The organism is Hydrogenophaga borbori, assembly GCF_003417535.1.
Taxonomy (GTDB): Bacteria; Pseudomonadota; Gammaproteobacteria; order Burkholderiales; family Burkholderiaceae_C; genus Hydrogenophaga; species Hydrogenophaga borbori.
The window spans coordinates 437,193-450,040 of the sequence record NZ_QVLS01000001.1; the positions used below are offsets into that span (position 1 = coordinate 437,193).

Below are 12,848 nucleotides of genomic sequence, written 5' to 3' on the forward strand. Positions count from 1 at the left end.
GCCAGCGGCGCATTTCTTGATGGCTGGCAAAGGAACCGGGCGGGGCATCGGCCTGTGGCAAACTCCCGCGCTTCGTGAAGTGAGGCACCCCTTGGGGGGCCACCGGGAGACCCATGCAGAAGATCGTTGCGCGCCTGGCGCAAGACCTGAAGATTCGTGAGCAGCAGGTGCGGGCCACCATCGAACTGCTCGACGGCGGCGCCACGGTGCCCTTCATCGCCCGCTACCGCAAGGAGGCCACCGACGGCCTCGACGACGTGCAGTTGCGCGAGCTCGACGCCCGACTGGCCTACCTGCGCGAGCTGGAAGACCGCCGCGCCACGGTGCTCAAGAGCATCGAGGAGCAGGGCAAGCTCAATGACACCCTGCGCGCGGCCATCGAGGCCGCCGACACCAAGCAGGACCTGGAAGACCTCTACCTGCCTTACAAGCCCAAGCGCCGCACCAAGGGCGCCATCGCGCGCGAGGCGGGCATCGAGCCCCTGGCCGACGCGCTCTGGGCCGACCCTTCGCTGGACCCGGCCACCGCCGCCGCGCCCTACGTGAAGGCCGAAAAGGGCGAGGACGGCAGCGACTTCACCACCGCGGCGGCCGTGCTCGACGGCGTGCGCGACATCCTGTCCGAGCGCTGGGCCGAGGACGCCGCGCTGGTGCAGGCCCTGCGCGAGTGGCTTTGGGCCGAGGGCGAGATCACCAGCCAGCTGGTGGCCGGCAAGGACGAGAACGCGCCCGAGGTGGCCAAATTCCGCGACTACTTCGACCAGCGCGAGCCCATCGGCAAGGTGCCCTCGCACCGCGCGCTGGCCATGTTCCGTGGGCGCGGGCTGGAAATCCTGGACGTGAAGCTGGCCCTGCCCGAGGACGCGCTGCCCGGTCAGCCCAGCCTGGCCGAAGGCCGCATCGCGCGCCACCTGGGCTGGAGCCACCAGGGCCGCCCCGCCGACGACCTGCTGCGCAAATGCGTCGCATGGACCTGGCGCGTGAAGCTGAGCCTGTCCAGCGAGCGCGACCTGTTCGCCCGCCTGCGCGAAGGCGCCGAGGGCGTGGCCATCCAGGTGTTCGGCGCCAACCTGCGCGACCTGCTGCTGGCCGCGCCGGCCGGCCCCAAGGTGGTGATGGGCCTGGACCCGGGCATCCGCACCGGCGTGAAGGTGGCGGTGGTGGACGCCACCGGCAAGCTGGTCGATACCGCGACGGTGTTCCCGCACGAGCCCCGGCGCGACTGGGACGGTGCCCTGCACACCCTGGGCCGCCTGTGCGAGAAACACGGCGTGAGCCTGATCGCCATCGGCAATGGCACCGCCAGCCGCGAGACGGACAAGCTCGCGGCCGATCTGCTCAAGCGCTTCCCGGCCGTGCAGAAGGTGGTGGTGAGCGAGGCCGGCGCCTCGGTCTATTCGGCCAGCGAATACGCCAGCCAGGAAATGCCGGACGTGGACGTGAGCCTGCGCGGCGCCGCCAGCATCGCTCGCCGCCTGCAGGACCCGCTGGCCGAGCTGGTGAAGATCGACCCCAAGAGCATCGGCGTGGGCCAGTACCAGCACGACGTGAACCAGAGCGAGCTGGCGCGCACGCTCGACGCCGTGGTCGAGGATTGCGTGAACGGCGTGGGCGTGGACCTGAACACCGCCAGCGCGCCGCTGCTGTCGCGCGTATCGGGCCTGTCGGCCTCCCAGGCCAAGGCCGTGGTGCGCTGGCGCGAGTCGCACGGCGCCTTCCGCAGCCGCCAGCAACTGCTCGAGGTGAGCGGCCTGGGCGCCAAGACCTTCGAACAGGCGGCCGGTTTCCTGCGCATCCGCGACGGCGACAACCCGCTGGACATGACCGGCGTGCACCCCGAGAGCTACGCCGTGGTTGAAAAAATCATCGCCAGCGTGGGCGAGCCGGTGAACAAGCTCATGGGCCGCGCCGACTGGCAGGGCCGGCTCAAGCCCGAGCAGTTCGCGGTGGACGGCGTGGGCGCCATCACCGTGAAGGACATCCTGAAAGAGCTGGAGAAGCCCGGCCGCGACCCGCGCCCGGACTTCAAGGTGGCGCGCTTCAACGAGGGCGTGGAGGACATCAAGGACCTGCGCGAGGGCATGATCCTGGAGGGCACGGTGAGCAACGTGGCCCAGTTCGGCGCCTTCGTGGACCTGGGCGTGCACCAGGACGGCCTGGTCCATGTGAGCCAGCTGAGTCACAAGTTCGTGAACGACGCGCGCGAGGTCGTCAAGACCGGCGACATCGTGAAGGTCAAGGTGCTGGAGGTCGACACGGCGCGCAAGCGCATCTCGCTGAGCATGAAGCTCGACGCCGCGCCCGCGCGGCGCGAGGGCGGCGGCGCGGGGGCGGGCGCGCCGCGCGGCGGGCGCGAGGGCTTCGCGCGCTATTCGGGCGGGCGGGACACGGTGGCCGCGCCGTCGGCCATGGCCTCGGCTTTCGAGAAGCTGCGCGGCGCCAAGCCGCGCTGAGCGGCGCATCAAGTTCCGCTGCCGCGTGCCGATAGGGCAGGAAGCGACAACTCCGTTGACTGGCGTGCCCTGATCGGGGCACCGCGGAACCGGCTGTGCCGGGCCGCAGGTGCCGCCCCGAGAGGGCGCGCGCAGTGCGGCGGGGGGGTCAATGTCAGTCCGAGGTATTCATCCCCACCGCCCGCCATGGATCTTGAAGCGCTCCTGAACTACCCCGGCGCCTTGCCGGCGATGTCCCGCACCGTCGCCGACCTGATGTCGGAGATGAACAAGGACGACCCGAGCCCCAAGCGGGTGGCCGAGCTGGTGGGGCAAGACCCCTCGCTCACCACCCGGGTGCTGCGCCTGTCCAACTCCTCCTTCTTCCGCGCCAGCCGCAAGATCGGCAGCGCCCAGGAAGCCGTGGCCATGCTGGGCATGACGCACGTGCGCTCGCTGGTCATGGCCGCCGCGCTGGGCTCCAGCTTCAAGAACGTGCCCGGTGTGAACCTGCCGCAGTTCTGGCGCTACAGCCTGCGCGTGGCCGACATCTCCAAATCCCTGGCGGGCCTGCTGCGCCAGCAGGAGTCCAATGCCTATACGGCCGGCCTGATCCACGCCATCGGCGACCTGGTGATGCACATCGCCATGCCCGATGAGATCGCCCCCCTGGACATGGGCACGCCGCCGCTGGACCTGCAGCGCGCCCAGGCCGAACGCAACCGTTTCGACTACACCTACGCCGAGGTCGGCGCGGGCATGGTGGAGCGCTGGAACTTCCCCCCGGCCATCGTGAGCGCGCTGAAGCACCAGACCGCGCCCTTCGACGGCGACGTGTATGACCCGCTGGCCGGCATCCTGCACCTGGCGTCCTGGCGCGCGCGCGCCGAGGAAATCCAGCTCGACGATGGCGGCCTGGCCGCCACCTTCCCGGACATGGTGGGCCTGACCCTGGGACTGGACCTGGGCAGCGTGCTGGGCAAAGACCCGGCCGAGTGGGAGTTCACCGACGCGCTGTCCGCCTTCCTGGATTGATCGCACCCCATGTCGTCGATAGTTCTAAAGAAACGCCTGCCGGTAACGATAAACAAAGCAAACACCCGACGTTCCAGCCGCAAGAGGATCGCCATGCATCTCGAAAAACTGCTCAAGCAGCCTCAGGCCCTTCCGTCCGTACCCAAGGTGGTGCGGCGCCTGATCGAAACCTTCGAGCAGGCCGACGTCGATCCCATGCTGGTGGCCTCGCTGATCGAAGAGGACCCGGTCCTCACGGCCAAGCTGCTCAAGACCGCCAACTCGGCCTTCTTCGGCTTGTCGCGCAACGTGACCAACGCGCGTGAGGCCATGAACATCCTGGGCCTCATCAAGGTGCGCGCGCTGGTGGTGGCCAGCGCCCTGGGCGAGAGCTTCCACATGGTGGGTGGCGTCAACCTCAACCAGTTCTGGCGCTACAGCCTGAACACGGCCAACCTGTCGCGCTACATCGCGCTGCCCATCCGCATCGACGAGAACACCGCCTTCACCGCCGGCCTGATCCACGCCATCGGCGAACTGGTGATGCATGTGGGCATGCCCGAGGCCATGATCGAGCTGGACCGCAACATTCCCATGCTCGACCTCAAACGCGCCAAGGCCGAGCGCAGCCTGTTCGGCTACAGCTACGCCGAGGTGGGCGCGGCGCTGGCGCGCGAATGGAAGTTCCCGCGCCGCATGATCAACGCCATCGAACACCAGACGGCACCCTTCGACAACGACGTGTACGAACCGATCGCCGGCGTCATCCACATCGGCTCCTGGCGCGCCCGCGCCGAAGAGCAGGACCTGCGGGGCGAGCTGCTCATCAACACCTACCCGGACCCGGTGGGCGTGGTGCTGGGCATCGATCCGGACACCGTGGTGGCCGAGCGCATTCCCTCGATTTCCCGCCACCCGGTGGAGGACGAGGCCAAGCCGCGCGTCGAGCCGGCCAGCGATTCCGTGCCCCACTGATGACCGGGGGCCGCGGCGCTCGGTGACAATTCGGGCCCATGCGAGCCCTGCGCCTCTATGCCGGCCCTTCGGCCTTAGACCACCTGCGCGAGCGGGGCCTGCGCCCCTCGGACGTTGGCGTCGTTCCCGCCGCGGCCGGTGGACCCAAGGGCCTCATCCTCGGGCCCATCGACCGCCTGCTGTTCGGCCACTGGCTGGCCGACGCGCCGCAACCCATCCACCTGGTGGGCGCCTCCATCGGCGCCTGGCGCATGGCCACGGCCTGTCTGCCCGACGCGGTGGGCAGTTTCGAGCGGCTCGAGCACGACTACATCCACCAGCACTATGAACTGCCGCCCGGCCAGCGCCGGCCCACGGCACAGCAGGTGAGCGAACAGTTCTCGCTCAATCTTCAATCCTTCTACGGCGGGCGCGTCGAGCCCGTGCTGCAGCACCCGCGCTGGCGGCTGCACGTCGTCACCTCGCGCGGGCGGCGACTGCTCGCGCACGACGGGCGCTGGCGCACGCCCTTGGGTTACCTGAGCGCCTATGCGGCCAATGCCGTGCGCCGCCCGGCGCTCGGCCAGTGGCTGGAGCGGGTGGTGTTCTCGGGGCCGGACGTGGCGGCCGGCACCACCAGCGCCTTGCCCTTCGCCACCCACGATCTGCGCACGCGCCAGATCCCGATGGGACCGCACAACTTCATGCAGGCCCTGCAGGCCAGCTGCTCCATTCCCTTCGTGCTGCGCCCGGTGGTGGATATTCCGGGCGCGCCGCACGGGCCGTACTGGGACGGTGGCATCACCGATTACCACCTGCACCTGCACTACCGGCACGACGCCGCCGCGCCCATCGTGCTGTATCCGCACTTCCAGCGGGCGGTGGTGCCGGGCTGGCTGGACAAGGCCTGGAAGCGCCGCCACCGAAGCAGCCCCGCGCTGGACCACATGCTGGTGGTGGCGCCCGACCCCGACTGGGTGAGGCAGGCCCTGCCGGGCGGCAAGCTGCCCGATCGCAGCGACTTCGGGCGCTACGGGCAGGACCTGGCCGCGCGCGTCAGGGCCTGGGGCGCGGCCGTGAAGGCGGCGCGGCAGCTGGCGGAAGAACTGGGGGAGTGGCTGGCCCGGCCCGACGTCCGCCGGGTCGAACCGCTGTGAGCCCCGCGAGGCCGCGCGGGATAATCCCTGGGTGACTGCACCGTACCTCACCGCCGCGCTCTACAAGTTCGTCGACCTGCCCGACCACGCCGATTGGCGTGAACCGCTCATCGCGCTGTGCCGGGCGCATCAGGTCAAGGGCACGCTGCTCCTGGCGGCCGAGGGCATCAACGGCACCATCGCGGGGCCTGAGGCGGGCGTGCAGGCGGTGCTGGCCTGGCTGCGGCGCGATCCGCGCCTGAGCGACCTGGAGCACAAAGTCTCCTGGTCCGAGCGGCCGCCGTTTCACCGCCTCAAGGTGCGGCTCAAGCGCGAAATCGTGACCCTGCGCGTGCCTGGCTTGCGGCCGCAAGAGCACGCCGGCCGTTACGTGAAGCCCGAGGACTGGAACGCCCTGATCGCCCAGCCGGACGTGCTGCTGATCGACACGCGCAATCACTACGAGGTCAAGATCGGCAGCTTTGAGGGGGCGATCGACCCGGGTATCGGCGCCTTCACGGAGCTGCCCGCCTGGCTGGCGAACCAGCCGGCGCTGCAAGGCCCGGCAAAGCCGCGCGTGGCCATGTTCTGCACCGGTGGCATCCGCTGCGAGAAGTCCACGGCCCTATTGCGCCAGCAAGGGTTTGAGGAGGTGTACCACCTGCAGGGGGGCATCCTGAAGTACCTGGAAACCGTGCCTGAGGCCGAGAGCCGCTGGCGCGGCGAGTGTTTTGTGTTCGATGAGCGGGTGAGTGTGGGCCATGGTTTGAAGCCTGGCGGGCACGCGCTGTGTCGCTCCTGCCGATGGCCGCTCGACGAGACCGACCGCGCCTCGCCGCTCTACGAGGAAGGGGTGAGCTGCCCCCATTGCCACGCCCAGCGCGGTGACGCGGACCGGGAGCGCCTGGCCGAGCGCCAACGCCAGGTCACGCTGGCGCGAGAACGCGGTCTGACCCATATCGGTTCGCCCATTCCCATGGCCGCAGCGCCGACCGGGGCCGAAGGATCCGTTGAGGGCGGGGCGGGTCCGGTGCGGCCTGCCAGCGTTCAGGGTGCCCAGAGCCAGCCGGTGTTGTCTTCGGCGGGTTCCGTCACCCGATAGAACGACGGGGCCTGCACCGTGATTGGCACGCTGTGTGGCCGGCGGTGCAGTTGGCTCAGGCGAAGGCCGCTCGCCGAGCGCTGCAGCCAGGCACCGGCCTGCAGGAGGGCCTGATCAAGGGTTTGAGACGAGGCCGGCCGGCGCCACAGCATGGCGGTGGCGGCCGCCATGGCGAGCTGGCGCTTGGCGCCCGACGAAGGCGCGGTTTGCCAGGCACGCAGGATGAGTTGGTGCGCGTGGGCGACATCGTTGTCGAGCAGGGCGATGGTGGCGTCGGTGGCCAGCACGATGGCGGTGATGCTGCGGTTGTCGCGCCGCGTGTGGCCCCCCAGTGTTTCGCGCAAACCCTGCAGTGCCGTGCGCGAGCGCGTTTGCCAGGCGATGTCGATGGCAAAGAGCCAGGCCTCGTCACGAAACCACAGGCTGCAGTGCGACAGCACCGGCAGGGCTTTCTCCACCAGTCGCCACGCTTCATGGGGCAAGCCGTTCAGCCGCAGGCGCCGCGCCAACAGCCAGTCCCGTGTGGCATTCCAGCGGGTCAGGCCGGTGAGGGGGAGGGCATCGAAGCCTTGCAGGCAGGCGCCGAGGCGCGCTTCGTCACCCAGCCGAGCGGCCAGGTCGCCCAGCGCGAGCCGGCACAGGATCCGGGGCGTGAGCCAGGGCGAGCGCTCGGCGAGCTCCTGGGCGCGCGAACACTCGCTCAAGGCGGTGTCGAGGTCGCCATCGGCATGCCGTGTCAGGCCGGAGAGGGCATGCAACAGGGCTTGCAGGCCTTCGCAGCCCGGCGAGACGTTGCTGCCGGCTTCGCTGCTGCGGTGGAAGGCCGGCCCGCCGGACGTCTCGCGCGTGATCTGCCGGTGCAGGTTGGCCAGGCGGTGCCAGCGGCGGATGCCTGCCGAGCCGTCCACCGCGGGCGCGTCGCGCAGGCTGCGCCACCACGCGGGCGGCGCCCAGTCGGCCCCCACCACCGCCATCAGGTGTTCGGCCGTCGCCCCGGCCCGCACCGCTTGAGGCGTGGTGGCGACGTGATCGAAGTGGGTCAAGGCACGGTCCACCAGATGGGCCACGCGGCGCGAGTCGCCAGCGGTCCATTCGTACACAGCCAGGCACAGGTCCGCCCAGCCTTCGTGGTGAGGGGCGTTCGAGCGGGAGGCCCGCCGCCGCAGCTCCAAGGCTTCCTGAGGTGTGCGCGGGTCACCACGCCAAGCGCTTTCCATGAGGATGTCGGCCTCGGCGTCCAGGCCGCGCTCGACCAGCGACCGGCACCACAGCGCGGGCAGGTGGAGGCTGGCGGGCCCCATCAGCGGTGGTGGGTGGCCAACCAAGGCGGCCAGCCGCTCCCAGCGGCGCTCCACCTCGCCCGGCGAGGTGGACAGCAGGATCTGGCGCAGGCGCATGGCCAGGGCGGCTGACCCGGCGGCTTGCCAGGCCGCTTTGAATGGCGAATCGGCGCTTGCGCTGACGCGCGTGCGCCAGTCGGGGGCCGAAATCTCGATGTCCATGGTGAACGCCGGACGAACCGTCTCCGCCTCGGTCGCCGGCGCTGCGTCCTTGTCCCGGGCGTCCGTCAACCGCAGGCGGCTTTGCGCGCGCACGGCGTCGTCGACCACGGTGGTGGTTTGGTCGGTGTCCAGCGGCTGCACCCCATGCGCTTGCAGCGACAACACGCCGAAGCCCGCCAGGGCGACGGGCATCCAGGTGGGCAGATCCAGTTCATCGTCCAGGCGGGTGAGTGGCCAGCGCACCGCCAGCAGGGCGGCGCCCCGCGAAGTGTGACCGGGGGCCACGCGGCGGTGCCGCACTTCGCCCACCACGCGGTAGCCCACCCGATGCACGGTGTGCACAGGGCACTCGAAACCAGGCGCGTCGCTCAGGGCTTTGCGCACCTTGAGCACGGCCTGGGCGATGACGGAGTCGGTCACACAGCGGCGCTGCCAGACCTGTTCCAACAGCTCTTCCTTGGCGACCACCCGGCCATGGTTCTTGAGCAAGTAGAGCAACAGGTCGAAGGCACGCCGCTCAAGGGGGCGCAGCACGCCGTCGCAGGTCAGTTCCCGGTGGTCGGAACGCAGCACGAACGGTCCGAAGGTGAATTCGTCGCCTCCGGAGGGGTGGCCGACCGGCGGAGGGGCGGCCGGGGCGCCTGTGAACTGGACAAGCGAAACCGGGGCAGCCCTGACGCGCCCCACTGCGCTGTGCTTTCGCATTTTGGCTTTTCCTCACCTGAAAAGCCGATTACAGCACTCCAAAAGTCGTCATTTTTCCGTAATTGAGAATACAAAAGGGCTAGGAAATAAGTCGACCGACCATCCTGCCAATCAGACCGTTAGCGACGCTTCGAGCATGGCGCGGTAGTCCTGCGGCGAGGCCAGCCGGGGATTGGTCTTGTGGCAATGGTCGGCCAGGGCGCCTTCGATCACCCGATCGAACAGCGAGCGGTCCACGCCCATGGCGGCGAGGCCATTGGGCAGGCCCAGCCGCGCGCTCATGCCGGCCACGGCCTGGGGCACTTCGGCGCCGGCGGCCAGGCCCATGGCCTGGGCCATGCGGTCCAGGCGCTGCTCGCGCCGCATGCTGTCGGCCTCGGCATTGAAGCGGATCACGGCGGGCAGAAAGACGGCGTTGAGTGTGCCGTGGTGCAGGCGCGGGTTGATGCCGCCCAGGCTGTGGCTGAGGCTGTGCACGCAGCCCAGGCCCTTCTGGAAGGCCATGGCGCCTTGCATGCTGGCGCTCATCATGTGCAGGCGGGCTTCGCGGTCACTGCCGTCGCGGGTGGCGCGTTCGATGTGGGCCCAGCCGCGGCGCAGGCCATCGAGCGCAATGCCGTCGGCCGGCGGGTTGAAGGCCGCGCTCATGAAGGTTTCCATGCAATGCGCGATGGCGTCCATGCCGGTGGCGGCGGTGAGCAGGGGCGGCAGACCCAGGGTGAGTTCGGGGTCGAGCAGCGCGGTGCGGGGGACGAGGTGCCAGCTGTGAAAACCCAGCTTGCGGCCGTCGTCGACGATGAGGATGGCACCGCGCGCGACCTCGCTGCCGGTGCCGGCGGTGGTGGGCACGGCGATCAGGGGGGGCACGGCGGCGCCGATCTTGGGCGAGCCGCCTTCGATGGTGGCGTAGGTTTTGAGCGGCCCTTCGTGCGCGGCGGCAATGGCCACGCCTTTCGCGCAGTCGATGGCGCTGCCGCCGCCGAGCGCGATCAGGCCATCGCAGCGTTCGCGGCGGTAGATCTCGACCGCGGCCCGGACCGCGGCCTCGGTGGGATTGGAAGGGGTCTGGTCGAACACCGCGGCGGGCGTGCCCTGCAGCGCGGCCTGCAGTCTGTCGAGCAGGCCGGCGGCGCGCACGCCGGCGTCGGTGACGACCAGCGGACGGCGCATGCCCACGCGCTCGCACTCGGCGGGCAACTGCGACAAGGCCCCGTAGTCGATGAGGATGTTTGTCACGTAGAGGATCTGGGCCACGTCTGTCTCCGGTTATGGTTCGGGGAAGCGAAAACTATACGGACGCGATGCGCCAGCGCGGTCGCCGAGCCGACAAGCCCACCCATGTCCCACCCTTCGAACCCGCGCTCGCGCTTGACGCCGGCGATGCGCGGCGTGATCGACCGCATCGCGCGCGCCGGCCATCCGCCGTTCCACGCGCTCACGCCCGAGCAGGCGCGCCAGGCCTATGCCGCTGGCGCCGGCGTGCTCGAGATGTCACCACCGGCGATCGCCCGCGTGCAGGACCTGCGCATTCCCACGCGCGACGGCGCCGAGCTGCCCGCGCGGCTGTTCGCACCGAGCGAGGCGGATGGCCTGCCGGTGCTGCTGTATTTCCATGGCGGCGGTTTCACCATCGGCAGCGTGGCCACGCACGAGCCCTTGTGCCGCGCGTTGGCGCACCAGGCGGGCTGCGCGGTGTTGTCGGTGGACTACCGGCTCGCGCCCGAGCACAAGTTCCCCGTCGCGGTGAACGACGCCTGGGACAGCCTGGCCTGGCTGCGCGGCCGGGCGGGCGCCCTGGGGCTGGACGCCGGGCGCATCGCCGTGGGAGGCGACAGCGCGGGCGGCACCCTGGCCATCGTGACCGCGCTGCAGGCGCGCGATGCGGGCTGGCCATTGGCGCTGCAACTGCTCTTCTATCCGGGCTGCGCGGGCCACCAGGACACGCCCTCGCACCACACCTACGCGCAAGGCTTCATCCTGGACGAGCCGACCATCCGCTATTTCTTTGGCCACTACCTGCGCACCCCGGCCGACCGCGACGATTGGCGCTTCGCCCCGCTGGACGGACGTGACGGGCATGGCGAGCCGAAGGACCTGGACGGCGTGGCCCCGGTGTGGATGGGCCTGGCCGAGTGCGATCCGCTGGTCGACGAGGGACTGGCCTTCTGCGACCGGCTGCGCCTGGCTGGTGTGCCGGTCGACTTGGACATCTACGCGGGCGTGGTGCACAACTTCGTGCAGTTCGGCCGCGCCATTCCCGAGGCGCGCACCGCCCACCGGCACGCCGCGAACGCTTTGAAAACCGCTTTTGGAGACGACTGACATGGGCCGACTGACACGGGACGATTTCCGCTTTTTCCACCGCCTGCGCGTGCGCTGGGCCGAGGTGGACATGCAGAAGATCGTGTTCAACGCGCATTACCTGATGTACTTCGACACTGCCATCAGCGACTACTGGCGCGCGCTGGCGCTGCCGTACGAAGAGTCGATGCACTCGCTGGCGGGCGATCTGTATGTGGTGAAGGCCACGGTGGAGTACCACGCCTCGGCGCGCGCGGACGAGCAGATCGACGTGGCCATGAAATGCGGCCGCGTGGGCACCAGTTCCATGGCCTTCACGGGCGCGATCTTCCGCGGCGACGAACACCTCATCACGGGCGAGATCGTCTACGTCTTCGCCGACCCGGCCACGCAGCGTTCGCGGCCCGTGCCCGATTCGCTGCGCGCCATCCTGCTGGGCCACGAGGCGGGCGAGGACATGGTGGACCTGCGCGTGGGCGGTTGGGCCGAGCTCGGCGACGGCGCGAGCCAGCTGCGAGCCGAGGTCTTCGTGCGCGAGCAGGGCATTCCGCTCGAGCTGGAAATGGACGCGGCCGACGCGGACGCGGTGCACGCCGTGGCGCGCAACCGCCTGGGCCGCGTGGTGGCCACGGGCCGGCTGCTGCGCGGCGATGCACCCGGTGTGTCGAAGATCGGCCGCATGGCCGTGCACCGCGTGCTGCGCGGCGGCAGCCTGGGCCGGCGCGTGCTCTTCGCGCTGATGGACGCGGCGCGCGCGCGGGGCGACCGCGAGGTGCAGCTGCACGCGCAGCGCAGCGCCGTGGGCTTCTACGCGCGACTGGGCTTTGCGCCCTTGGGCGAGGCGTTCGAGGAAGCCGGCATCCCGCACCAGACCATGGTCAAGACACTCTGATCCGCTCGCGCCGGTGCGCCCGCTCGCTCAGCGCGGGCGTGGCCGAGGCGCCGTCGTGGGTCCATTCGTCGATGCGCAGTTCGCCGTCGGCACCCCAGCGCAGGACGGTGGAGCAACGCGTGCCATAGGCGTGGTCCGGCCAATGGACGAAGGGGCTGGACAGCACGCGCTCCACGGCGTCGGGCACGCCGGTGCGCGGCAGTTCAGCGTCGGACGCGAGCGTGGTGTCGATGAGCGCACCACCCAGCGGTGGGGGCGTTTCGTCGCCGGCGTGCAGGGCCTCGCCCAGGGCCTGGGCGAGCCGGCGCGCCTTGGGCCAGGGGGTGTTCAAGGTGGCGTTGGACAAGGTGTGCACGCCCGGGCCGATGGCCCGCCAGTGGCGCTCGGGCGCTTGCTCGGCGTGGGGCGCGTCGGGGTGGCGGTTGCCGATCCAGGCCCACTCGCCGCGCCGCAGATCACCCACCACGAGGTTGAAGCCGGCGTAGGCGGCGGGGTCCAGGGTGTCGATGAAGCCGGTGCTGTCGGCACCGCTCTGCAGCCAGCGCGCCACCAGTTCGCCGCGGCTGCGGCCGCGCCGCTCGGCGCCGGGCTGGCGCACGTTGGTGAGCCAGGCGATGCGCCCTGCCGGGCTCAGGCCGAGCCAGGTGCCACCCTCTCGCAGGTCGCGTCCGCCGATGACCGGGGTGCCGTCGTCCAGGGCCCAGCGGTGCAGGGCGGCCGTGGGCCGTGCCCAGTACTCGTCGCGGTTGGCCGCCACCAGCAGGGGCACGCCGGGCGCGGCATCGATCGCGAAGGCGATCAGGCACATGC

The 12,848-nt window shown here is 70.3% G+C and carries 10 protein-coding genes; 7 read left to right on the top strand and 3 right to left on the bottom strand.

From position 1 onward, the window contains the following. Positions 1-113: 113 nt before the first annotated feature. From DY262_RS02085 to trhO, 5 genes are all read left to right on the top strand, one after another. Entirely contained in the window at positions 114-2,453 is a 2,340-nt protein-coding gene (locus DY262_RS02085) for a Tex family protein (protein ID WP_116957316.1), read from the top strand. 186 nt (positions 2,454-2,639) lie between these two features. Continuing rightward, positions 2,640-3,467: an HDOD domain-containing protein gene (locus DY262_RS02090; protein WP_070398399.1), complete on the top strand. Its 828-nt coding sequence runs from the start codon at positions 2,640-2,642 to the stop codon at positions 3,465-3,467. Between the two features lie 93 nt (positions 3,468-3,560). Continuing rightward, on the top strand, positions 3,561-4,421 hold the full coding sequence (locus DY262_RS02095; protein ID WP_070398400.1) for an HDOD domain-containing protein: 861 nt from the start codon (positions 3,561-3,563) through the stop codon (positions 4,419-4,421). A gap of 38 nt (positions 4,422-4,459) precedes the next feature. Further along, complete coding sequence (locus DY262_RS02100) at positions 4,460-5,557, top strand: patatin-like phospholipase family protein (protein ID WP_116957317.1); 1,098 nt, start codon at positions 4,460-4,462, stop codon at positions 5,555-5,557. A gap of 31 nt (positions 5,558-5,588) precedes the next feature. Continuing rightward, positions 5,589-6,638, top strand: coding sequence for an oxygen-dependent tRNA uridine(34) hydroxylase TrhO (gene trhO, locus DY262_RS02105; RefSeq protein ID WP_116957318.1), 1,050 nt, complete (start codon positions 5,589-5,591; stop codon positions 6,636-6,638). On the opposite strand, the gene DY262_RS02110 is transcribed toward trhO, so the two are convergent. Both DY262_RS02110 and DY262_RS02115 read right to left on the bottom strand, forming a co-directional pair. After that, positions 6,584-8,713 (bottom strand): winged helix-turn-helix domain-containing protein, encoded by a 2,130-nt coding sequence (locus DY262_RS02110; protein WP_181936382.1) that lies wholly within the window; start codon positions 8,711-8,713, stop codon positions 6,584-6,586. The two genes, trhO and DY262_RS02110, sit on opposite strands and share 55 nt — an antisense overlap. A gap of 243 nt (positions 8,714-8,956) precedes the next feature. Then, complete coding sequence (locus DY262_RS02115; RefSeq protein WP_116957320.1) at positions 8,957-10,099, bottom strand: iron-containing alcohol dehydrogenase; 1,143 nt, start codon at positions 10,097-10,099, stop codon at positions 8,957-8,959. Between the two features lie 84 nt (positions 10,100-10,183). Between DY262_RS02115 and DY262_RS02120 the strand changes: the two genes are divergently transcribed. Beyond that, positions 10,184-11,167, top strand: a complete 984-nt coding sequence (locus DY262_RS02120) for an alpha/beta hydrolase (RefSeq protein WP_116957321.1) — start codon at positions 10,184-10,186, stop codon at positions 11,165-11,167. Between the two features lies 1 nt (position 11,168). Then, positions 11,169-12,038: a YbgC/FadM family acyl-CoA thioesterase gene (locus DY262_RS02125; protein WP_116957322.1), complete on the top strand. Its 870-nt coding sequence runs from the start codon at positions 11,169-11,171 to the stop codon at positions 12,036-12,038. On the opposite strand, the gene DY262_RS02130 is transcribed toward DY262_RS02125, so the two are convergent. After that, positions 12,025-12,846, bottom strand: a complete 822-nt coding sequence (locus DY262_RS02130) for an NRDE family protein (protein WP_116957323.1) — start codon at positions 12,844-12,846, stop codon at positions 12,025-12,027. The genes DY262_RS02125 and DY262_RS02130 overlap by 14 nt on opposite strands. Positions 12,847-12,848: the final 2 nt, after the last annotated feature.